This is a genomic window from Massilia agri, assembly GCF_024753255.1.
In the GTDB taxonomy this organism is placed as follows: Bacteria; Pseudomonadota; Gammaproteobacteria; order Burkholderiales; family Burkholderiaceae_D; genus Telluria; species Telluria agri.
The window spans coordinates 210,496-232,182 of record NZ_JANUHA010000008.1; the positions used below are offsets into that span (position 1 = coordinate 210,496).

At 62.5% G+C, this 21,687-nt stretch carries 20 protein-coding genes and 2 tRNA genes; 13 read left to right on the forward strand and 9 right to left on the reverse strand.

What is annotated here, in order from left to right; genetic code table 11:
- Positions 1-9: 9 nt before the first annotated feature.
- The 3 genes from NX780_RS13610 to NX780_RS13620 all read left to right on the forward strand — a co-directional run bounded on the left by NX780_RS13610 (position 10) and on the right by NX780_RS13620 (position 2,059).
- Positions 10-86: transfer RNA gene (locus NX780_RS13610), tRNA-Met, on the forward strand.
- A gap of 59 nt (positions 87-145) precedes the next feature.
- Positions 146-222 (forward strand) — tRNA-Met (locus NX780_RS13615).
- Positions 223-460: 238 nt separating this feature from the next.
- Positions 461-2,059 carry a GmrSD restriction endonuclease domain-containing protein gene (locus NX780_RS13620; protein ID WP_258828405.1) on the forward strand — a complete coding sequence of 533 codons (1,599 nt, stop codon included), beginning with the start codon at positions 461-463 and terminating at the stop codon, positions 2,057-2,059.
- A gap of 47 nt (positions 2,060-2,106) precedes the next feature.
- Here NX780_RS13620 and NX780_RS13625 read toward each other — a convergent pair whose 3' ends face one another.
- The 6 genes from NX780_RS13625 to NX780_RS13650 form a co-directional block, all read right to left on the reverse strand.
- A complete protein-coding gene (locus tag NX780_RS13625; protein ID WP_027866691.1) occupies positions 2,107-2,265 on the reverse strand; it encodes a hypothetical protein in 159 nt (52 codons plus the stop codon).
- Between the two features lie 89 nt (positions 2,266-2,354).
- Entirely contained in the window at positions 2,355-2,669 is a 315-nt protein-coding gene (locus NX780_RS13630) for a hypothetical protein (RefSeq protein WP_258828406.1), read from the reverse strand.
- Between the two features lie 11 nt (positions 2,670-2,680).
- The gene (locus NX780_RS13635; protein ID WP_258828437.1) at positions 2,681-3,949 is read right to left on the reverse strand and encodes a DUF445 domain-containing protein; all 1,269 of its coding nucleotides are present in this window, start codon (positions 3,947-3,949) and stop codon (positions 2,681-2,683) included.
- Positions 3,950-4,096: 147 nt separating this feature from the next.
- Positions 4,097-5,248 (reverse strand): CaiB/BaiF CoA transferase family protein, encoded by a 1,152-nt coding sequence (locus tag NX780_RS13640; protein ID WP_258828407.1) that lies wholly within the window; start codon positions 5,246-5,248, stop codon positions 4,097-4,099.
- Positions 5,249-5,267: 19 nt separating this feature from the next.
- A complete protein-coding gene (locus tag NX780_RS13645; protein ID WP_258828408.1) occupies positions 5,268-6,410 on the reverse strand; it encodes an acyl-CoA dehydrogenase family protein in 1,143 nt (380 codons plus the stop codon).
- Positions 6,411-6,414: 4 nt separating this feature from the next.
- Positions 6,415-7,611 carry a lipid-transfer protein gene (locus NX780_RS13650; protein ID WP_258828409.1) on the reverse strand — a complete coding sequence of 399 codons (1,197 nt, stop codon included), beginning with the start codon at positions 7,609-7,611 and terminating at the stop codon, positions 6,415-6,417.
- Between the two features lie 92 nt (positions 7,612-7,703).
- On the opposite strand from NX780_RS13650, the gene NX780_RS13655 reads away from it, so the two are divergent.
- Together NX780_RS13655 and NX780_RS13660 are read left to right on the forward strand one after the other, a co-directional pair.
- Positions 7,704-8,339, forward strand: coding sequence for a TetR/AcrR family transcriptional regulator (locus tag NX780_RS13655; protein ID WP_258828410.1), 636 nt, complete (start codon positions 7,704-7,706; stop codon positions 8,337-8,339).
- A gap of 98 nt (positions 8,340-8,437) precedes the next feature.
- Positions 8,438-10,135 (forward strand): cation:proton antiporter domain-containing protein, encoded by a 1,698-nt coding sequence (locus NX780_RS13660; RefSeq protein WP_258828411.1) that lies wholly within the window; start codon positions 8,438-8,440, stop codon positions 10,133-10,135.
- Between the two features lie 64 nt (positions 10,136-10,199).
- On the opposite strand, the gene NX780_RS13665 is transcribed toward NX780_RS13660, so the two are convergent.
- Positions 10,200-12,167: an AAA family ATPase gene (locus NX780_RS13665; RefSeq protein WP_258828412.1), complete on the reverse strand. Its 1,968-nt coding sequence runs from the start codon at positions 12,165-12,167 to the stop codon at positions 10,200-10,202.
- Between the two features lie 569 nt (positions 12,168-12,736).
- Between NX780_RS13665 and NX780_RS13670 the strand changes: the two genes are divergently transcribed.
- Entirely contained in the window at positions 12,737-13,000 is a 264-nt protein-coding gene (locus NX780_RS13670; protein ID WP_258828413.1) for a hypothetical protein, read from the forward strand.
- Positions 13,001-13,106: 106 nt separating this feature from the next.
- On the opposite strand, the gene NX780_RS13675 is transcribed toward NX780_RS13670, so the two are convergent.
- Positions 13,107-13,649, reverse strand: coding sequence for a DUF1697 domain-containing protein (locus tag NX780_RS13675; protein WP_258828414.1), 543 nt, complete (start codon positions 13,647-13,649; stop codon positions 13,107-13,109).
- A gap of 208 nt (positions 13,650-13,857) precedes the next feature.
- On the opposite strand from NX780_RS13675, the gene NX780_RS13680 reads away from it, so the two are divergent.
- A complete protein-coding gene (locus NX780_RS13680) occupies positions 13,858-14,187 on the forward strand; it encodes a hypothetical protein (protein ID WP_258828415.1) in 330 nt (109 codons plus the stop codon).
- Positions 14,184-15,047, forward strand: a complete 864-nt coding sequence (locus NX780_RS13685; protein WP_258828416.1) for an HDOD domain-containing protein — start codon at positions 14,184-14,186, stop codon at positions 15,045-15,047. The genes NX780_RS13680 and NX780_RS13685 overlap by 4 nt, the downstream gene beginning before the upstream one ends.
- Positions 15,048-15,219: 172 nt before the next feature.
- Here the strand turns inward: NX780_RS13685 and NX780_RS13690 are convergent, their stop codons facing one another.
- Positions 15,220-15,627, reverse strand: coding sequence for a hypothetical protein (locus NX780_RS13690; protein WP_258828417.1), 408 nt, complete (start codon positions 15,625-15,627; stop codon positions 15,220-15,222).
- A gap of 612 nt (positions 15,628-16,239) precedes the next feature.
- Between NX780_RS13690 and miaB the strand changes: the two genes are divergently transcribed.
- The 5 genes from miaB (at position 16,240) to lnt (ending at position 21,686) form a co-directional block, all read left to right on the forward strand.
- The gene (gene miaB, locus NX780_RS13695) at positions 16,240-17,598 is read left to right on the forward strand and encodes a tRNA (N6-isopentenyl adenosine(37)-C2)-methylthiotransferase MiaB (protein ID WP_258828418.1); all 1,359 of its coding nucleotides are present in this window, start codon (positions 16,240-16,242) and stop codon (positions 17,596-17,598) included.
- Complete coding sequence (locus NX780_RS13700; RefSeq protein ID WP_258828419.1) at positions 17,595-18,686, forward strand: PhoH family protein; 1,092 nt, start codon at positions 17,595-17,597, stop codon at positions 18,684-18,686. The genes miaB and NX780_RS13700 overlap by 4 nt, the downstream gene beginning before the upstream one ends.
- Positions 18,667-19,134 (forward strand): rRNA maturation RNase YbeY, encoded by a 468-nt coding sequence (gene ybeY / locus NX780_RS13705; RefSeq protein ID WP_258828420.1) that lies wholly within the window; start codon positions 18,667-18,669, stop codon positions 19,132-19,134. The genes NX780_RS13700 and ybeY overlap by 20 nt, the downstream gene beginning before the upstream one ends.
- Positions 19,135-19,245: 111 nt before the next feature.
- Positions 19,246-20,124, forward strand: a complete 879-nt coding sequence (locus NX780_RS13710; protein WP_258828421.1) for a CorC family transporter — start codon at positions 19,246-19,248, stop codon at positions 20,122-20,124.
- On the forward strand, positions 20,124-21,686 hold the full coding sequence (lnt, locus tag NX780_RS13715) for an apolipoprotein N-acyltransferase (RefSeq protein WP_258828422.1): 1,563 nt from the start codon (positions 20,124-20,126) through the stop codon (positions 21,684-21,686). The genes NX780_RS13710 and lnt overlap by 1 nt, the downstream gene beginning before the upstream one ends.
- The last annotated feature ends 1 nt before the right edge of the window (position 21,687 follow it).

Consider the following 21,687-nt stretch of genomic DNA (forward strand, 5'->3'; position numbering starts at 1 on the left):
TGCCGTTGCGGTGATATAGCTCAGCTGGTTAGAGCACAGCACTCATAATGCTGGGGTCGGTGGTTCAAGTCCACCTATCACCACCACAGAATTCCAAACGGATGGCTTGGCTCTCGCAGTCAGGCCATTTTGTTTTACCGCTTTCGGTGATATAGCTCAGCTGGTTAGAGCACAGCACTCATAATGCTGGGGTCGGTGGTTCAAGTCCACCTATCACCACCATGACAAAAGCCGTCGACTTACTTGAGTCGACGGCTTTTTCTTTTCTTGATCTGCAAACCCCATCAAAATTCGGTTAGTCATCATCCTTCTTCAGAGTGAACACTAGCTCAAAAAATATAAATGTTAAGCGCATAATTTATCAATTGTCGCATGCTTGATCTTTTTTCACGCAAATGTGTTGCTAAACCTTAAGCTTAGGTTCAGAATCTTTACGATAATCGAACGGCAAAGGGACTGTATGGCAAACCTAGTAAATCTAGATGCAATGATTATTCGCGAAGACTTCGCGGCTTCTAGTGGTGAGGCTCAATCTTTTGAAAAGACGGATAAGATAACGTTAAGGGAACTCGGCCCTGACGGTTTTATTGGGAAGCTTCTACGGAAGCCAGATTTCCAACGTGAAACAAATCATTGGACACCGGAACAGGTAGTATCACTTCTCAAGTGTTTCATTAACGGCGACCTGATCCCATCGGTAATTCTTTGGAAATCTGATCGTCATTTTTTCGTTATTGACGGCGGCCATCGCTTAAGTGTATTGAAAGCCTGGGTTACTGACGATTATGGAGACGGGCCCGCCTCCCAACCTTTTTTCGGGTATGAAATCTCACAAGAGCAGAAGCGCATTGCAAAGCGCGTGCGTGAAATGGTGCAAACTCAAGTTGGAACATGGCAGCATTTCCAGGCAAAAATGGGAACTACAGGACTTTCAGCTATTGAGGAGAAGATCGTTAATACCATTGCTGTTCGAGGCTTACCCATACAGTGGGTTGAAGGCGATGCTGAAAAGGCAGAAACTTCGTTTTTCAACATAAACACCCAGGGAACGCCGCTTGATGATATTGAAGAGCTTTTATTGAAGGGGCGAAAAAAGGCCATCTCAATTTCAGCACGGGCGATTATTCGGGCTGGCAAAGGTCACAAGTATTGGTCGGCGTTTAATCAGGACGTCACGGCTAAAATCGAAGATTTATCGCGAAAGATCCACTCAACTTTATTCGACCCCGAACTCCAGCGGCCAATCAAAACTCTTGACCTTCCACTTGGTGGACCAAAGGGGGTGCGCACTGCAATTCAAGCATTAATTGATCTTTGCTTAATTGCACTTCGAGATCAGTCAGGTAAGCCAACTTCAATTGATGACACTCCTGACGATGAAGATGGTAACGGCACGGCTAATGTACTTATTAAATTGGACAAACTTGCACAGCGAGTTTCTGGCAATGCAAATGGCAGCTTAGGCCTTCACCCTGCGGTATATTTTTACGGCCCGACCGGGCGGCACTCCAATCCGATGTTCATGGGCACCATTTCGTTGATTGCGCGTGCCATAGCAAATAATGATAAAACATTTTTCCCGAAATTTACGAGGGTTAGGGAGCAACTCGAGAAAATTCTTATCGAAGATAAGGAAATGATCGCTACCATTCTCCAAAAGCATCCGAGTAAGAAGCGAGTCGATAAATATGAGCAGTTCCTGTCTGGCTTGATTGATTCGCTCTCCAATGGAACTGCGCCAGATGATGTATTGTTAGTCAAATTGCTCGGCCTAGAAGGAAAAATCGTTGTTGGCAAGGATATTCAAAGGTCAACGTCTTTTACGGATGACACTAAAAGTCTTGTGTTTTTGAAAACAGCACTTAAGTCGGCGATTCGCTGCCCAATGTGCAAAGGTTTTATGGATGCCGAAAAATCTATGTCGTATGACCATGTTACACCGGTTCGCGAAGGGGGTGATGGGGATCCTGCGAACTGCGAAATAATGCACCCCTACTGCAACCAGTCCTTCAAAGAATTACAAGCGTTAGGCGGGGGAACGAAGCACAAAGCAGCTTGATTAATCAATAATGGCCCGATAGCGGGCCATTATTTTTTAAAAACCAGTTAGTGTTTCTTGCCGCCACCCGAGATCTTGTTCTCGGTGGCCCAGGCGCGCCGTTCAGCTTCCTTCTTCGGCACGCCCTTCTTCTCATAGCCTTGCTCGATGTGCTGGGCCTGGCGTTTCTGCTTGTCCGTGTAGGACGATTTATCACCTTGAGGCATGATGATTCTCCTGTCATGGTTAGTCCATGGGCTCAGGCTACGCCTCTGTCTGTCGCTGCAACGTTCGCTACTTCACGCAAAGGGGCGATCTACTCGGCAGTAAAGGAGTCGTCCAGGGCGTAGTCGCCGCGGGCCAGGCCCTCGAGCACGGCCGCCGACTGCTGCAGGTAGTCGGACGGCACCAGGATGCGCACCCCGCCCAGCGCGGGCGCCAGCAGCAGGTCGGTCTGCATCAGGTGGGCATCGGCCAGCACGGCCGGGATGCCGGCTGCGACCAGGCAGCCCTGCGCCAGCGTCGCCTCCATGGGAACCAGGTATTTGGCGATCACGAACAGGTCGCGGCCCGGGATCTGCACCACGTCCGGGTTGAGCGCCAGCCAGTCATCCAGTGCGAGTTGCTGCATGGTGTTTCCTTTCATCGGAACAGCGCGGGCGCCTGCGACAGCAGGTACAGGGTGACCCCGATCAGGCCACCGACGATGGTGCCGTTGATGCGAATGTACTGCAAGTCCTTGCCGATGTTGAGTTCGATCTGCTCGGACATCTCGCGATCGTCCCACTGTTTCACGGTGTCGGCGATGTGGCGCGTGAGAAAACCCGCGAACTCCGGCGCCACGCCGCGCGCGGCCGATTCCAGGTTCTCGCTGAGCGAGGCGCGCAGCTGCGGGTCTTCGGCCAGCACCTTGCCGACCCAGGCCCCCATGCCGACCAGGCGCCGGCGCAGCGTCGAATCCTCGCTGTGCAGATCCTGCTTCAGCCAGCCTTTGAGCTCGCCCCACAGCGAGCCGAGGTAGCCGTTCAGGGTCTCGTCGCCCAGCAGGTAAGCCTTGATTTCCTCGGCCTTCTGCGCGAAGGCCGGATCACGCTTCAGGCGCTCGATGAATTCCACGGTGAAGGCGTCGAAGCGCTGGCGCAGCGGATGATGCGGGTCGGCCGCCACCTTGTTCAGGATGCCTGAGGCGAGCCGCACGGCGAGGTCGGCGCCCTTGCGGCCGATGAGTTCCGAAGGCAGCATCTTCTCGATGAAGGCATAGTCTTCCTTGAGCCAGTCGACGATGCCCTGGCCGATGGTCTCCTGGGTGTCGGCATTGTCGAGCAGGCGGGCCAGTTGCACGATGCCTTCATTGAGCAGTTCCTGGTGGCGCCCGTCGCGCGTCAGGCTTTCGAGGATGGTGCCGGCGGATTTCGACAGGTCGACGCTGCCCACCATGGCGTGCACGGCGCGGCGGATGAAACCCTGCACGGCGCTGTCCTCGATGAAGTCGAGCATCCAGGCGCCCACCCGCACCAGGTGCTGGCCCAGCAGCTCGGTATTGGCCGGCTTGACCAGCCACTCGGCCACCTTCTGCACCGGATCGTGGCGCCGGATCAGGCCGACGATGGACTCGGTGTCGAGGAACTTCTCGCGCACGAACAGCGCCAGGTTGTCGGCGATGCGCTCCTTGTTCTTGGGGATGATCTCGGTGTGGCGCGAGACGATGGGGATCGGCACGCGCTTGAACAGGGCGACCACGGCGAACCAGTCGGCCAGGGCGCCGACCATGGCCGCCTCGGAAAAGGCGCGCAGCAGGCCGGTCCACCAGTTCTGGGGCAGGAACAGCGTCGACAGGAATAGCAGGGCCGCGCCGGCGAAAAAGGCCAGCGCCAGCAGTTTTGATTGTCGGAGTTCGGCTTCCTTGGTCATGGTCCCGGGTTCGTAGGGGTGGTCCAGTCCAGTGGACTGGAGCACGCTTCGCCGACCGCGCGTTCAACCGGCGCGGGAATGGACGATGCGCCCCATTTCGACGTGTATTTGAACGCGCGCACGGCAAAGCCGTGCACCCTACCCATCCTATATGACTTCGCCGGCCCTCAGTGTTTCGATTGACTCTGCCGTAAAGCCCCAGTCGCGCAGGATGGCCTCGTTGTCCTGGCCGGGGCTGGATGGCGCCGTCGGCTTGCCTGGCACGGTCCGGGAAAAGCGCGGCGCCGGCGCCGGCTGGGTCACGCCGTCGATCTCGACAAAGGTCTTGCGCGCCGCGTTGTGCGGATGACGCGGCGCTTCGGCCATGTCCAGCACCGGGGCGAAGCAGGCGTCGGTGCCCTCCAGCAGGCGGCACCACTCCTCGCGCGTCCGGGTCGCGAACAGGGCCGCGAAGCGCGCTTTCAGCCCTGGCCAGTGCGCCTTGTTCCAGCGCTTCGTGAACGCCTCGTCGACCGTCCCCGTCAGCGCCAGCAGCTTCGCGAAGAACTGGGGCTCGATGGCGCCGATGGCGATGAACTTGCCGTCGCGGCAGGCGTAGCTGTCGTAGAAGGGGGCGCCGCCGTCGAGCAGGTTGTCTTCGCGCCTGTCGTTCCAGGCACCGAAGCCGCGCAGGCCATAGGTCATGGCGCCGAGCAGGGCGGCACCATCCGTCATGGCGGCGTCCACCACCTGGCCCTGGCCCGACTGCCGCGCCGCCAGCACGGCGCAGACGACGCCGAAGGCCAGCATCATGCCGCCGCCACCGAAGTCGCCGACCAGGTTCAGAGGCGGGGCCGGCGGACTGCCTGCCCGGCCCATCGCGTGCAGCATGCCGGACAGCGCGACGTAGTTGATGTCGTGCCCGGCCGCCTGCGCCAGCGGCCCGTCCTGGCCCCAGCCGGTGATGCGGCCATAGACCAGCTTCGGATTGCGCTCCAGGCACACGTCCGGCCCCAGGCCGAGGCGTTCCATGACGCCGGGACGGAAGCCCTCGAGCAGCACGTCGGCGCGGTCGATCAATCCCAGCGCGGCCAGGCGGCCGGCGGGCTTCTTGAGGTCGAGCGCGAGCGAGCGGCGCCCGCGCGCCATCACGTCATGGCGCGTGCCCAGCACCGGGTAGGGGTTGTCTTCCCCCGCTGTCGCCTTGCGGTCGATGCGGATCACTTCCGCGCCCATGTCCGCCAGCATCATGGCGGCAAAGGGACAGGGCCCGATGCCGACCATCTCGACCACCCGTACGCCTGATAAGGGTCCTGCCATCGTGTCCTCCTTCTGCCTGTCAGAGCGAGCGGGCGATGATCTCTTTCATGATCTCGTTGGCGCCGCCGTAGATGCGCTGCACGCGCGCGTCCACGTACATCTGGGCGATCGGGTATTCCAGCATGTAGCCGCAGCCGCCGAAGAGCTGCACGCACTGGTCCACCACCTTGCACTGCAGGTCCGATATCCAGTACTTGGCCATCGAGGCGCGCACGGTGTCCATGCGACCGGCAAGCATGTCCTCGATGCAGCGGTCGATGAAGATGCGCGCGATCGTGGCCTCGGTCTTGATCTCGGCCAGCACGAAGCGGGTGTTCTGCATCTCGATGAGGGCCTGGCCGAAGGCGCGGCGCTCCCGCGTATGTTCCACCGTGAGCTGCAGCGCGCGCTCGATGGCGGCCACGCCGCACACACCCAGGATGGTGCGCTCGTAGGGCAGCTCGGTCATCAGGTGGGCGAAGCCCTTCCCCTCCTCGCCACCGAGCACGTTATCAAACGGGACGTGGGCATCGTCGAAGAACAGCTCGCAGGTGTCCTGGCCCTTCTGCCCGACCTTCTCCAGGATGCGGCCCACGCGAAAGCCCGGATTGTCCTTCGTTTCGAGCAGCATCAGGGACACGCCCTTGGCCCCGGCCGCCGGGTCGGTCTTGGCCACCACCAGGATCAGGTCAGCCATATAGCCGTTCGAGATGAAGGTCTTGGAGCCGCTCACGCGGTAGCCGTCGGGGCCGCGCACGGCCGTGGTGCGGATGCCCTTCAGGTCCGAGCCCGCGCCCGGCTCGCTCATGGCGATGGCCGCGATCATCTCGCCGCTCGCCAGGCGCGGCAGGTACTTTTGTTTCTGCTCCTCGGTGCCCTGGTTCAGCAGGTAGTGCGCGACGATGGCGTGCACGTGGATGCCGAACGCGGTATCGCCACCGTAGGACAGCTCTTCGAACACCACCGCCATGTGGGCGAAGCTGCCGCCCGCGCCGCCATATTCTTCCGGGATGTCGGCCAGCAGCAGGCCCATCTCGCCGGCCTTGCGCCAGAGTTCACGGTCGACGTGCCGCTGCTCCCGCCAGGCGTCCTGGTGCGGCGTGATCTCACCTAGCACAAAGCGGCGCACGGCATCGCGGAAGGCGGCCAGTTCCTCGTTCATCCAGGGGGAGTTCATGTCCATGTCCTCAGCCCTTCCGGTACATGGTGACGACGCAGGCGCCGCCCAGGCCCAGGTTGTGCTGCAGCGCCACCTGGGCGCCGGCAACCTGGCGGGCGTCGGCCGTGCCGCGCAAATGGTGGGTCAGCTCGAAGCACTGCGCCAGGCCGGTGGCGCCCAGCGGATGGCCTTTCGACAGCAGGCCGCCGGAAGGGTTGGTGACCACGCGGCCGCCGTAGGTATTGTCGCCGTCCATGATGAACTTGTCGGCGCCGCCTTCCGGGCACAGGCCCAGGGCTTCGTAGGTGATCAGTTCATTGTGCGCGAAGCAGTCGTGCAGCTCGACCACGTCGAGGTCTTCCGGACCGAGGCCGGACTGCTCGTAGACCTTTTGCGCGGCGGCGCGGCTCATGTCGTAGCCGACCAGGCGCATCATGTCGCCGGAATCGAAGGTGCCGGGCGTGTCGGTCGTCATCGCCTGGGCGGCGATGTGGACGTCGCGGCGCAGGCCGTGGCGCCTCGCGAAGTCTTCCGACACCAGCAAGCTTGCTGCTGCGCCGCAGGTCGGCGGGCAGGCCATCAGGCGGGTCATCACGCCGGGCCAGATTTCCGGCGCGTCGAGCACGTCCTGGGGCGTGACTTCCTTGCGGAACAGCGCCAGCGGATTGTTGACGGCGTGGCGGCTGGCCTTGGCGCGGATGCGCGCGAACGCTTCCAGGGGCGTGCCGTACTTCTTCATGTGCGCCAGCCCCGCGCCGCCGAAGTAGCGCAGCGCCAGCGGGATCTCCGGCTTGCCGACCAGGCGGTCGGTCACTTCGTCGAAGGCGTCGAAAGGCGTGGGGCGGTCGGTGAAGACCGAGCCGAGGGCGCCGGGGCTCATCTGCTCGAAGCCCAGCACCAGCACGCAGTCGGCCGCGCCGCTGGCGACCGCCTGGCGGCCCAGGAACAGGGCGGTGGAACCGGTCGAGCAGTTGTTGTTGACGTTGACGATGGGGATGCCGCTCATGCCGACCGCGTACAGGGCCTTCTGCCCGCTGGTGGAGTCGCCGTAGACATAGCCGGCATAGGCCTGCTCGACAAGTTCGTAGGAGAATGGTACGCCACCGCGGCCCGCGTCATCCAACGCCGCGCGCGCCGCCTGGGCGCCCATCTCGTGGTAGGGGCTGCTCGCGCCCGGCTTGGCGAAGGGGATCATCCCGACGCCGCTCACATACACCTTGTTCATGCTGTCTCCTCATTCTAGGTCGCGCGACCTACTATCACTCCGATTATAGGTCAGCCGTACTCACTTTTGTATGCCGATGCGATAATCCCCGCATGACCCCGACTTTGGACAGCGCGCTGCGCAACAAGCCCTCGCTCACCACCGAAAAAGGCTTCGGGCGTGCCCGTGCCATCCTGCTGGCCGCGCGTGCCCTGCTCGCCAGTGAAGGCTATGCCGGCCTGTCGATGCGGCGCGTCGCCCAGGACGCCGGCATGAGCCTGTCCAACGTCCAGCACTACTACGGCAGCAAGGAGCAGCTGCTCGAAGCGCTGCTGCTCTATACAATGGACGAGTTCCAGGCCAAGATGGACCGCATCGCCGTGGCGATGGCGGGCCGGCCGCAGGTCGAGCGCTTCCTCACCACGATCGACATGTTCCTGGACGAGATCACCGATCCCGTCACCCACGCGATCTTCTTCGAGATCTGGGCGCTGGCCTCGCGCCACCCTTTCGCTTCCGAACTGATGGGCAGGATGATGGCGCGCGAGCGCAAGGCCGTGTATGGCCTGATCCGCGGCCTGAACCCGGCCATCGGCGACGAGGAGGCCATGCAGCGCGCCGTGCTGATCGTGGCCCAGGTCGAGGGCCTGATGCTGTTTCGCCTGGACCGTCACGCGCGTCCCGGGCAGTTCGCGGCCGTGCGCGCATCGGTGCACAAAGTGCTGCTAACGCTTGCGACCGTGCCCTGAAATGCACTGATCCTCCATTTGGTGGAATTTTTTTCCGGCTAAGGAACTTGCGTCCCTTATACTCGTGGAGTTAACAACCTGCCACGGAGGCCGCACGGATGCACCATGAACTCAGCCTGATCACCACCATCGCCGCCGCACTGGGCTTCGGCCTCCTGTTCGGCATGCTCGCCATACGCCTCAAACTGCCCGCGCTGGTCGGCTACCTCGCCGCCGGCGTCCTGATCGGCCCCGCCACACCTGGTTTCGTGGCCGATGTGCAGCTGGCGTCGCAGTTGGCGGAGATCGGTGTGATGCTGCTGATGTTCGGCGTCGGCCTGCACTTCTCGCTGGGCGACCTGCTCGACGTGAAGAAGATCGCCCTCCCCGGCGCCCTCTTGCAGATCACGGTGGCGACGATGATGGGCATGGGGCTTGGCTACTTTTGGGGCTGGGGACTGGGCGCCGGCCTGGTGTTCGGCCTGGCGCTGTCGGTTGCGAGTACCGTGGTGCTGCTGCGCGCCCTGGAAGCGCGCGGCGTGCTCGATTCCATGAACGGCCGCATCGCGGTCGGCTGGCTGGTGGTCGAGGACCTGGTCATGGTGCTGGTGCTGGTGATGCTGCCGGCCCTCGCCGGCCCGCTGGGCGGCAAGGGCGACGCCGGCGCCGAACTGTGGCCGGCGCTGGGCAAGACCCTGCTGCAGGTGGGCGCTTTCGTCGCCTTCATGCTGATCGTCGGCCGCAAGGTCTTCCCCTGGTTCCTCTGGCGGGTCGCGAAAACCAATTCGCGCGAGCTGTTCACCCTGTCCGTGATCGCGGCGGCGGTCGGCATCGCCTATGGTTCCTCGCACCTGTTCGGCGTCTCGTTCGCGCTGGGCGCCTTCTTCGCCGGCATGGTGTTGCGCGAATCGGAGCTGAGCCACCGCGCGGCCGAGGAGTCGCTGCCGCTGCGCGACGCGTTCTCGGTGCTGTTCTTCGTCTCGGTCGGCATGCTGTTCGACCCGATGGTCGTGGTCCAGTACCCGCTGCAGGTGCTGGCGGTGGTGGCGATCATCCTGTTCGGCAAGTCGGTCGCGGCCTTCGTGCTGGTACTGGCGCTGCGCTACCCGATCAACACCGCGATCACGGTCTCGGCCTCCCTGGCCCAGATCGGCGAATTCTCCTTCATCCTGGTGGCGCTGGGCATGCAGCTCGAATTGCTCCCGGCCCTGGGCCAGAACCTGATCCTGGCCGGCGCCATCATCTCGATCGCCGTCAATCCGCTGATGTTCAGCCTCGGCGCGCCGCTGGAAAAATGGCTGCGTTCGAAACCCGAGCTGGCGCGCAAGCTGGAACGCCCGGCTGACCCGCTGGCCGAGCTGCCGATGGAAACGGCGCACGAGAAGCTCAGCGGACAGGTGGTGCTGGTGGGCTTCGGACGCGTCGGCCGCCGCATCGCCGACGACCTGGCGGCGCGCGGCGTGCACTTCGTGGTGGCGGAGCAAAACCGCGAAGTCGTCGAACAACTGCGCGCACGCGGGATTCCGGCGGTGGCGGGCAATGCGGCCGAGCCGGCGGTACTGATTCAGGCGCACATCACCCATGCGGCCCTGCTCGTGATCGCCACGCCCGACACCTTCGAGGTGCGGCGCATGGTCGAAATCGCACGCATGCTCAACCCCTCGGTCGGGGTCGTGGTGCGCAGCCATAACGAAGGCGAGGCGGACCTGCTGCGCCAGGAGACCGGCGGCAAGGTCTTCGTGGGCGAGCAGGAGCTGGCGGCGAGCATGACGCGGCACGTGCTGGAGACGCTCAAGGAAGGGGCCACCGCGCACTAGGACAAAAAAAACCCGCCGGCTTGCGCACGGCGGGGCTAAGAACAGCAAGGAAAAATCGTCAGACTCAGGCGGCGGCTTCTTCCACGCACAGCTTGAGGTTGGCGTGGCGGCCGTGCAGCTGCGAGTAGATCATTTCGCTGCGCTCTTCCAGCAGCGCGAACACCGCATCCTTGGACAGTACGTACTCGTCCATCAGGGTGTCCTTGAGCGACTCGATCACCAGCTTGTAGTCGCGGATCGCGTCCAGGGTGTAGGTGTACAGCTCATCGGCCTTCTCTTCCACCAGGCGCAGGGTATGCTCGCCGCCGACTTCCTTCGACAGTTGCGAGTAGTCGAGCTTCGAACGCGAGTACATCGACAGCTTGCTCACCATCAGGTTGAGCATCTTGGTGATCTTCTCGATGTCGTTCTGGCTGCCCACCGAGATACCGCGGGCGCCGTAGAACAGCTCTTCCGCCGCCACGCCGCCGTACAGGCCGACCACGTCGCGCTCCAGCTCTTCCAGGGTGCGCAGCGACATGTCCTCGCCCGACTGCAGCACGTAACCCAGGGCGCCGATCTTCGACACGGCCTCGGTGCTGATCTTCAGCAGGTGCGACTTTTCCTTCACCTCGGCCAGGCTCAGGCCCTGGCGCAGGTAAGGGTCGATCTGCATGAAGAAGTGACCCAGCTCGTGCAGGGCGATGCGCTCGCGCTGCTTGGTCTTCTCGGCCGTGGTGGCGCGGTCGGTCAGGCCGATGGTGGCGCGTTCGTAGGCACGGAACAGCAGGTTGGTGTTGATGATCGCCTTTTCCTGGATCGACAGCATCGACGCGCGCTCGACCACGGTTTCCAGCAGGGCCGGGCTCAGGTTCTGGGTGATTTCCGCCACCTGGTCCAGGTTGGTGTCGTTCCAGTCCACCAGGCCATCCTTCTTGCGCGCCAGGAAGCTGCGCAGCAGTTCCTTGCGTTCCTGCTTGTTCGGCAGGCGGAAGTTGATCTTGACCGAGAAGCGGCGCAGCATCGCTTCGTCCATCTCGGTATTCGAATCGTCGAAGTTCGAGGCGACCACCCAGATCACGCCCTGGCCCTTGTCGCTCTTCACGCCGTCCAGCAGGCCCAGCAGGGTGTTGGCGGTGTCGTCTTCCCACTTCTTTTCGCTGCGGCCGCGCGGCATGAACAGGCTTTGCGCCTCATCCAGGAAGATGATGCACTTGCCCTTGGCGCAAGCTTTCTTGTACAGCGCATTCAGCGCTTTCGAGCCGCCGCCGACGTAGCCCGATTCCAGGGCCGAGCCCGAAGCCGAGATCAGCGGCATGTCCAGGCGCTTGGCCAGGTAGCCGACCAGCTTGGTCTTGCCGGTGCCGGCAGGGCCGGTCAGCATGACGTTGAAGGGCTTGTCGATGTTGTGCGACTGGTATTCGTCGCGATTGCGGATCATGTCTTCCAGGTGCAGGACTTCCTGCTTGATGTCTTCCATGCCGATCAGGTCATCCATGCTGCCCTTGAGCTTGTCCGGGGTGATGATCGAGGCGCTCGCATTCATGCCCGGGACGCCGAACTTCAGCAGGTAGAGCACGAGCAGGACGATGGCGATGTTCAGGCCATAGTTCTTGAAGAAGGTGCCGGTCTTGTCGAGGAAGCTCTCGCCCTCGTCCATGACGGCCTTGTGGCTGGCCAGGTACTCGTCCTTGGCGATCGAATACGGAATGGCGTTCTTCAGCAGCACTTCGCGTTCGAGCGACAGGTGCGAGGTGCTCGGCACCTTCACGACGTTGATCGCGTTCGAATCCTTGAATTTATAGACGTAGCGCGGCGACTCCGACAGCGGCTTGGCGATCAGCAGGTATTCCAGGCGCGCCTTCTTGGCGGCCAGTTCGGTGATCTCGGCAATGTTTTGCGAATGCACGACCGGGCTCGGGTCCTGGCTCACGGTCGATTTCCAGATTGCCACGGCTGCGATCACGCCGAGCAGCGCCGCCAGGGCGATGCGCACGTACACGCTCTTGAACGCGTTCTTGAAAGCAACTTGCAATTGGGCGAAATTGGGCATGGTGATCTCTAAGCTCAGTTTGGGACAGCGACGGTACTTCTTCAGGATGCCGTGCCGGCGTGGTCTCGCGGGATCGGCTGCGGCGCACAGGGGCCGCTCTGGTTTCCAAACGTGTTCGTTTGGTATTGTTTTGATGCCCGAAGGCAATAGGGATATGGAGACTATACCCGCAAAAAAAACCGAGGTGTATACCGTGCGATGAAAAAAATGCCGATTACGCCGATAGTGAAAATAACGATAACAGTTTTGATTGTCAGGCTGTCAGCAGAAATTATCGAACTGGTAAAACAAAACGTGTTTCTTATATAAATGCCATTACAAACCCACCCGCGCATTGCAATAATGTCAGTCAGGCGCGAGGCTATTTTGCGACAGTGAAAGAATGGTTTGCGTGAGCTCAACAGTATGCATCTTTGCGCATCCTGATGACATCTTTGCGCAACTCAACCATTCAATTGAGCGCGACAATTTGCGCGGTTTTGATATGCTGATTCGGACAATGGGTTCGCCCCATCCTCCCTATCCGGGGTCGCCTGGGGCCATGAGCATTCACAGCAAGAGGAACGGCTATGAAAAGATATGCATTGGCAGCGGCGCTCGCAATCTGCCTCGGCAGTCCGGCGCAAGCTGCCCTGATCGACCTTCACTCCGGCACGCAGCCCGCCGCCCAGCAACCGGTCCGCAACCTGTCCGTGACCCAGCGCCAGGACATCGTCACGCCGCCAAGCCACATGTCCGAACTGCCCGAACCGGAAGTGTTCGCCATGATGCTGCTCGGCCTGGTACTGATCGGCTACCGCGCGAGCCGCGACAGCAGCGAGAAGTTCAAGTAAGCAGTCTTTCGTAGCGGCCGGGCGCCCTGCCCGGCTTGAAGCATCAAGGCAGGAACGCGCGCCACTTCCTTGCCTGCGGATTCATGCCCCAGCCTGGCGCCCCGCCTCAGCCTTCAGCGCACATAGCGTGCAGCTTCATCAAGGTATTCCAGTTGCGGGACGTCGTGCCGTCTCCCAGTTGTTTTCCCAGCGCCGCCGCCGGGGCGCTATCCAGGATGCCGTCGGGGCACCAGACATAGGCGGCGCGCTCGCCCAGCGCCAGCTGCTCGCAGCCCCAGTCCTGCTCCGCCAGCGCCGCCAGCCGCTCGCGCTGCGCGGGGTCGCCCAGCAGGAAGACCATCAGGCGCGCGTGGTTGTCGGCGACGTCGAGCAAGGGATTGGCCGCGACGATGGCGGCCAGTTCTTCGCTGTCCAACACGAAGACGCGCGCCGCTACGCCAAGCCTGAGCACCAGGGCCTCCTCGATCGCGGCGGCGGCTTCAGGCGCACTCGTCCCCTCCGCCCGGAACACCACATTGCCGCTGTTGAGCAGGCTGCGCACGTCCGTGTATCCCAGCCCTTCCACCATCAGGCGCAGGTCGGCCATGGCGACACGCTTGGCGCGCCCAACATTGATTCCTCTTAAAAGTGCTACGTAGTATTGGCTCATGGCGCGATGGTATCCGAGGCAAACAGGATGTGGCGCTCAGCCCGGGCCTGCGGGCAGAGGGTGGCCTGCACGGCCATTGGATTGCAATCGTACAACATGTTGCGTAGGACTTTGCGAGAACGCTACATCCGTCCAGAAGAGCCTTCTCAGCGCATGCCGGGGTGTTAAGATCGATAGGCTTACGCACAAGAAACTACGTGGGGAAGACATGAGCGATACCTATGAAATGACGCCGCTGGCCCACCTCTACCCGGGGATGGTGCTGGCCGACGCCCTGATGGACGAGCACGGCCACGTCCTGCTGGCGGCGGGCGCGACCCTGAACGAGGCGGCGATCCAGTCGCTCGCGCGGCATGGCGTCGGCGCCGCACCCATCCTGCGCGCCGTACCCTTGACGCCGCCCGACGAGTCCGAGATCCAGGCCCGGCTCGATCACCTGTTCCGCCGCAACGACCGCGAAGACCTCGGCGACTGGGCCACCGGCCTGCTGCGCCGCTACGTCGAGGATTACCGCCTCAAGCGCGAGGTGGCGCCATGACCGCCCCGGACTCCCTGAACTCCGCGCTGTCGATCGAAGAACTGATCGGCGGCGTCGAAGACCTGCCCTCGCTGCCGGACGTCGTGATGGAACTGCTGGGCAGCATCGAGCAGGAAGACAGCGACATCGCCGTGCTGGCGAAAAAGGTCGCGAGCGATCCGGCCCTGATGGCCAAGACCCTGCGCCTGGCCAATTCCTCGGCCTACGGGCTGCAGGTGAAGGCGACCACGATCCAGCAGGCCATGACTTTCCTGGGTTTCCAGACCATGCGCCAGCTGATCACGGCCGCCGCGCTGACTGGCTGCTTTCCGGCAGGACGCTGCCCCGGTTTCAATGACCGTGCCTTCTGGCGCCACTCGATCGCCACCGCCGCCTGCGCGCGGGTGCTGGCGCGGCGCGTGCGCTTCAATCCCGACTACGCCTTCACGGCCGGCTTGCTGCATGGCATCGGCCGCCTGGTGCTGGTGAGCCGTTTCCCGGAGCGCTACCAGGCCGTGCTTTCGCTGCGCGACAAGCGCGACTGCGAACTGGCGGAAGCGGAGCGCGCCCTGCTGGGCATCGACCACGTCGACGCCGGCGTGGCCCTGGCCGAACACTGGCATTTTTCAAGCACCATGCGCCAGGCGATCGCCTTCTATCGCATGCCGGAAGCGCCGGGAGCGGGCTTTCTCGCGACCATCGTGCACGTGGCAAGTGCGGTCGTGCACGCGCTGGATCTGGCAGGCAATCCGGACGAGCTGGTGCCGCGCGTATCGGCGGTGGCCTGGACGGCACTTGGCATGTCGGAAGAAGCGTGGCTGCAGGCCTTCCACGAGACGGAGCTGCAGGTCGAGGAGATGGCGGCCATCCTGATGGCCTGAAAAAAGAACGGCCGACTGAACGGCCCGATGACGTGCTGGCCAAACCTGGCCAAAAAAGACGGATGGTGGCGTCTTGTGTATGTGGTACCGCTGCGGCACCGCCCTTCAGGGCGCGGCGCCGCAGCCCGCTGGTACCGAAGGCATGACAGGCGCGGCCGTCATGCCCACGGCATCAGTGCGCATAATTGCCGGACGAGGACGACTGGTTCTCGTTGGACGATTGCTGTTGCTGTTGCTGCGGTTGCTGCTGGGCGGCTGCCGCAGCGGCTGCCTGGGCTGCCTTCTCTTCTGGCTTCGGGCGGCCTTGTGCGTCGGACAGGCGGTATTTGGTACGGCGGTCGCCCATCAGGTCGCGCAGGTCACGGATGCTCATGCCGGTCACTTCGTGCATGCGGATCAGCAGCGATGCGCCGACCGGCAGGCGGTGGTGGCGGATCTTGCTGATGACGGGCGGCGCCACTTCGAGCATGCGCGACAGCGCGGCATCGTTTTTCAGTTGCATCTTGCCGAGCAGGATATCCAGCAGATGGTTCGGGTTGTAGCTTTCTTGCGAAGACAAAGCATGATGCTGTTGTGCCATGATGTTTACCTCTTAAGTTGGTTAAAATAGTTCCCTTACGAACTTTTGTTAAAAGCCACTCTTCAACGAAAGTTCCGCGTCTACCTTGAGGAGATTAAACAGGCAGGACCTGAAAATCTCCTTAAAGAAACGTACCGGACCGCATGCCCCCGCGTGCCACTTCCCACATGCGCACTTGTCTTTCGAACAAATTATCAGGCCCATACGCCCTCAGTACACCCGAGCTGCGCATGTGACTCATTGTCAGAAATCAAGCTATCGTGTGGAAAGCTTGTCACATAGGCATTTCAGCACATGGGGATGTTTTGTGGCGCACGCAAGAGATTTCTGCAATAAATTTTCCTAATTAGAAGTTGAGCGGAACCTATTGATTTACAAGAAGAAAGAGTTTGTTGTCGACATACTCCCCGATATTTTCCAGCTGTTCGGTGTGCGAACTCACATTTAACAATCTGAGCAGTACAACAACTACTTTAGGTTAAGAAACATATCGTTCCCTACGGCATAGAAAATGGGAGCGCACGGGCCGATTTCCGGCCCTGATGGTGATTTACGATAAACTGGATGCCGCTAGTGCCACGGCATCCGCCCTTCCCTTCAACACAGCTTTCCATGCAGAAAAAAGTATTCATCAAGACCTTCGGCTGCCAGATGAACGAGTACGACTCGGACAAGATGGCCGACCTGCTCGGCTCGACCGATGGCCTGGTCCGCACCGATTCGCCCGAAGACGCCGACGTCATCCTGCTGAACACCTGCTCCGTGCGCGAAAAGGCGCAGGAGAAAGTGTTTTCCGACCTGGGCCGCTTCAAGGCGCTCAAGCGCGACAAGCCGGACCTGGTGATCGGTGTGGGCGGCTGCGTGGCTTCGCAGGAAGGGCAGGCCATCGTCAAGCGCGCACCGCATGTGGACGTGGTGTTCGGCCCGCAGACCCTGCACCGCCTGCCGCAGATGATCCGCGAGCGCCGCCATACCGGCGCCGCCCAGGTCGACATCAGCTTCCCGGAAATCGAGAAATTCGACCACCTGCCCCCTGCCAAGGTCGAGGGCCCGGTCGCCTATGTGTCGATCATGGAAGGCTGCAGCAAATATTGCAGCTACTGCGTGGTGCCCTATACCCGCGGCGAGGAAGTCTCGCGTCCCTTCGAGGACGTGCTGACCGAGTGCGCCGGCCTGGCCGCCCAGGGTGTGAAGGAGATCATGCTGCTGGGACAGAACGTGAACGCCTACCGCGGCGCCATGGAGAGCGGGGAGCCGGCCGATTTCGCGCTGCTGCTGGAATATATTGCCGATATCCCCGGCGTGGAACGCCTGCGCTACGTCACCAGCCACCCGAAGGAATTCACCCAGCGCCTGATCGACGCCTACGCGAAGATCCCGCAGCTGGTCAACCACATTTACCTGCCGGTGCAGCACGGCGCCGACCGCGTGCTCGGCGCGATGAAACGCGGCTACACGGCGCTGGAATACAAGTCCATCATCCGCCGCATCCGTGCGGTGCGCCCTGAGATGGCTTTCTCGTCCGACTTCATCGTCGGCTTCCCCGGCGAAACCGATGCCGACTTCGAAGCCATGATGAAGCTGGTGGAAGACGTCGGCTTCGACAACAGCTTCAGCTTCATCTTCAGCAAGCGCCCCGGCACGCCGGCCGCCAATCTCGAGGACGACACTCCGCACGAGGTCAAGCTGGCGCGCCTGCAGCGCCTTCAGGCCTTGATCGACGCAAATACGCGCAAATATAGTGCGGCGATGGTCGGCAGTGTGCAGCGCGTGCTGGTCGAAGGACCGGCGAAGAAAGATCCGACCCAGCTGCAGGGCCGTACCGAAAACAACCGCGTGGTGAACTTCGACGCCATCGATGCAGCCGGCCTGGTCGGCCAGCTGGTCGACGTGCGCATCACCGCCAGCCACGATTATTTCCTACGCGGCGAACTCGTCGCCAACCTCGACACGATTGCACAAGCCAGTTGAAAAACACACCCCAACAGCCTTCGTACTTCATCCCTGAGCCGCTCGACAACACGCGGCTCGCCCACCTGTGCGGCCCACTGGACGAGAACCTGCGCCAGATCTCGGCCGCACTCGACGTCACCATCTTCCGGCGCGGCGAGAAGTTCATCGTCAGCGGCAGCAATGCCGAGCGCGCCGTCGAACTGCTGGAACGTTTCTATGCGGTGGCCAACAAGGTCGTGCCGATCGAGGAAGTGCAGCTGGCCCTGGTGGAACAGCGCTCCGGCCTGAAGCCGCGCACACCTGGCGAAGAAGCTCCCGACGCCCCGGCTGAGAAGGAAGTGAAAGAGGCCGCCGAGGAAGGCGAGGAAGGGGAAACGTCCGAGCTGGTCAGCCCCACCCTCAAGACCCGCCGCACCGACCTGCGCGGCCGCACCGTGCACCAGATCCAGTACCTGAAGTCCGTGCTCGAGCACGACATCAGCTTCGGCATCGGTCCGGCCGGCACCGGCAAGACCTACCTGGCGGTGGCCTGCGCCGTGGACGCGCTGGAGCGCGACGCGGTCAAGCGCATCATCCTGACCCGCCCGGCCGTGGAAGCGGGCGAGCGACTCGGCTTCCTGCCGGGTGACCTGAACCAGAAGGTCGACCCTTACCTGCGCCCGCTCTACGACGCGCTGTACGACCTGCTGGGCTTCGACCGCACCCAGAAGCTGTTCGAGAAGCAGGTGATCGAGATCGCCCCGCTGGCCTATATGCGCGGCCGCACCTTGAACCACGCTTTCGTGATCCTGGACGAAGCCCAGAACACGACGGTCGAGCAGATGAAGATGTTCCTGACCCGCATCGGCTTCGGCAGCAAGGCCGTGATCACCGGCGACGTGACCCAGGTCGACCTGCACAAGACCCAGCGCTCGGGCCTGGTCGACGCCATGCACGTGCTGAAGAACGTGCGCGGCATCGGCTTCACCCAGTTCTCCAGCGTCGACGTGGTGCGCCATCCGCTGGTGGCGCGCATCATCGATGCCTACGAAAAGAATTCCTCGATCGAGGAACTGGCCGCCTTACCCAAACCGACTCCTGTGAAAAATGCAAGAAAAAAAACATAATCTGGATCTTGACGTCCAGTACGCCGACACCCGCCTGGAACAAGAGATCACGCAAGCCATGCTGCAGCGCTGGGTGGAAGCCGCCCTGCTGGGCCCGGCCGAACTGGCGATCCGCTTCGTCGATGCCGAGGAAGGGCAAGCCCTGAACCGCCAGTACCGCGGCAAGGACTACGCCACCAATGTGCTGACCTTCGCCTACAACGAGGGCGAGGAACTCGGTGACGACGACCCGACCCAGGCCGACATCATCCTGTGCACCGACGTCCTGATGCGCGAGGCCGAGGAGCAGAAGAAGACCGTCGAGGAGCACGCCGCCCACCTGGTGGTGCACGGCGTGCTGCACGCGCAAGGCTACGACCACGAGCACGACGAGGAAGCCGAGGAGATGGAGCAGTTCGAGCGCGACATCATGGAAGTGCTGGGCTACCCCGACCCCTACGCCGACTGATTTGCGGGGCGGCCGCGCCGCCCCATTCCCTACGGCAACTGCGCGTAAAATTGGGGCATCTGCCCTTTTCGTGTATCCTATACCCATCGCAACAACGGCTTCACGCCAACTATGCCCGAGTATCCCAGTGACGTCCGATCGGACGCCAAACCCCACCGGTCGCTGTTCGAACGGCTGACCGCACTGATCTCCCCCGAGCCTGAAAACCGCGCGGAACTTCTCGAAGTCCTGCACGAAGCCCACGAACGCAACCTGATCGACGCCGACGCACTCTCGATGATCGAGGGCGTGTTCCAGGTCTCCGACCTGTCCGTGCGCGACATCATGGTGCCGCGCTCGCAGATGGACGTGATCGACATCTCCAAGCCCATCGAGGAATGGCTGCCGATCGTGTTAGAGACGCAACATTCCCGTTTCCCCGCCATCGAGGGCGAGCGCGACAAGGTGGTCGGCATCCTGCTGGCCAAGGACTTGCTGCGCTACTACGCCGAGGAATCCTTCGACGTGCGCAAAATGCTGCGCCCGGCGATCTTCATCCCGGAATCGAAGCGCCTCAACGTGCTGCTGCGCGACTTCCGCGCCAACCACAACCACATGGCCATCGTCGTCGACGAGTACAGCGGCGTGGCCGGCCTGATCACCATCGAGGACGTGCTCGAGCAGATCGTCGGCGACATCGAGGACGAGTACGACTTCGACGAGGAAGAAGACAACGTCCTGTCGATCAAGGAAGGCCAGCTCGGCCCGCGCTGGCGCGTCAAGGCGCTCACCGAGATCGAGCAGTTCAACGAAGAGATCGGCGTCGACCTGCCTGAAGACGATGCCGACACCATCGGCGGCCTGGTGGCCAGCCACCTCGGCCGCATGCCGCACAAGGGCGAGGTCTTCGACCTCGAGAACCTGCGCTTCGAGGTGCTGCGCGCCGATGCCCGCCAGATCCACGTGCTGCTGGTCGAGAAGCTGCCCGAGGCTGACGACGATCACGACTGATGCTGCGCCGCCGTACCCAGCCCACGACCGCTCCTGACCCGGCTGCCAAAGGCACCAGACCTTCCCCGAAGGCCCTGGTGACGATGGCGCTCGCGGGCGCCACCTCGCTTCTGTCCTTCGAGCCCTTCGGCTGGTGGCCGGTGCAGTTCCTCGCGCTGGCCTGGTTCTTCTACCAGGTCGGCATGGGTACCTCCGCAAGGCGCGGCGTCTGGCTCGGCTGGGCTTTCGGCTTCGGCTGGTCGGTGGCCGGCATGCACTGGCTCTACATCGCCGTCACCCGCTTCGGCGGCCTGCCCGCCATCCTGGGCGCGATCGCGATCGCCCTGCTTGGTTTGTACATGGGCCTGTTCGGCGCCTTCGCAGGCGGCGTCGCCAGCTGGCTGCGCCGCAAGTGGTCGCTGCCGGTCGCCGCCTTCGTGCTGCTGGTGCTGCCCGCGATCTGGGGCGTGTCGGAATGGATGCGCGGCTGGGTCTTCACCGGTTTCCCCTGGGCCGCGTCGGGCTATGCGCACAATGTGTCGCCGCTCGGCGGCTACGCCCCCATCTTCGGCGTCTACGGCGTCGGCGTGCTGGCGGCCTTGTGCTCGGGCTGCATCGTGATGCTGACCCAGCGCGCGCGCTGGCCGGCCCTCTCGCTGTTCGCGGCCGTGATGATGGGCGGCTTCTCCCTGAAATTCATCGACTGGACCCATGACGTCGGCCAGCCCGTCACGGTGCGCCTGCTGCAGGGCGACGTGCGCCAGGACCAGAAATTCGACATGGCCTACCTGGTCGAGATCATCGGGCGCTACCAGGGCATGATCACAGCAAGCCCGGCCGACCTGATCGCCACGCCGGAGACGGCGATTCCCGTCACGCCGCAGCAGCTGCCGCCCGACTACCTGTCCGGCCTGCAGCGCTTCGCCGCCGAGACCCGCAGCCACCTGATGATCGGCATCCCGATGCGCGACAGCGAGACCCGCTACGCCAACAGCGTGATCGCCCTTGGCCCGGACACGGCGCCCTACCGCTACGACAAATTCCACCTGGTCCCCTTCGGCGAATTCATCCCGCCGGGCTTCCGCTGGTTCACCGACCTGATGAGCATCCCGCTCGGCGACCAGACCCGCGGCCAGCCGCTACAGGCGCCCTTCCCCGTGAAGGACCAGCTGGTGCTGCCGAACATCTGCTACGAGGATGCCTTCGGCGAGGAGATCGCGGCCCAGCTGCGCAACGCGCCGCGTCCCGCGACCCTGCTGCTGAACGTGTCGAACCTGGCCTGGTACGGCGAATCGGTGGCGATCCCGCAGCACCTGCAGATCTCGCAGATGCGCGCCATCGAAACCGGCCGCCCGATGCTGCGCTCGACGAACAACGGCGCGACGGCCGTGATCGACGGACGAGGCAAGATCACCCACGCCCTGCCTTTCTATGGACGCGGTGTGCTCGAGGCGACCGTGCGTGGCACCGAAGGGCTGACGCCGTATGTCCGCCTCGGTAACTACGCCTTCCTGCTGCTCGGCGGGCTCATGCTGCTCGGCGCCTGGTTCGCCGGCCGCCGATACCGCCAACGGGTTTCATAAA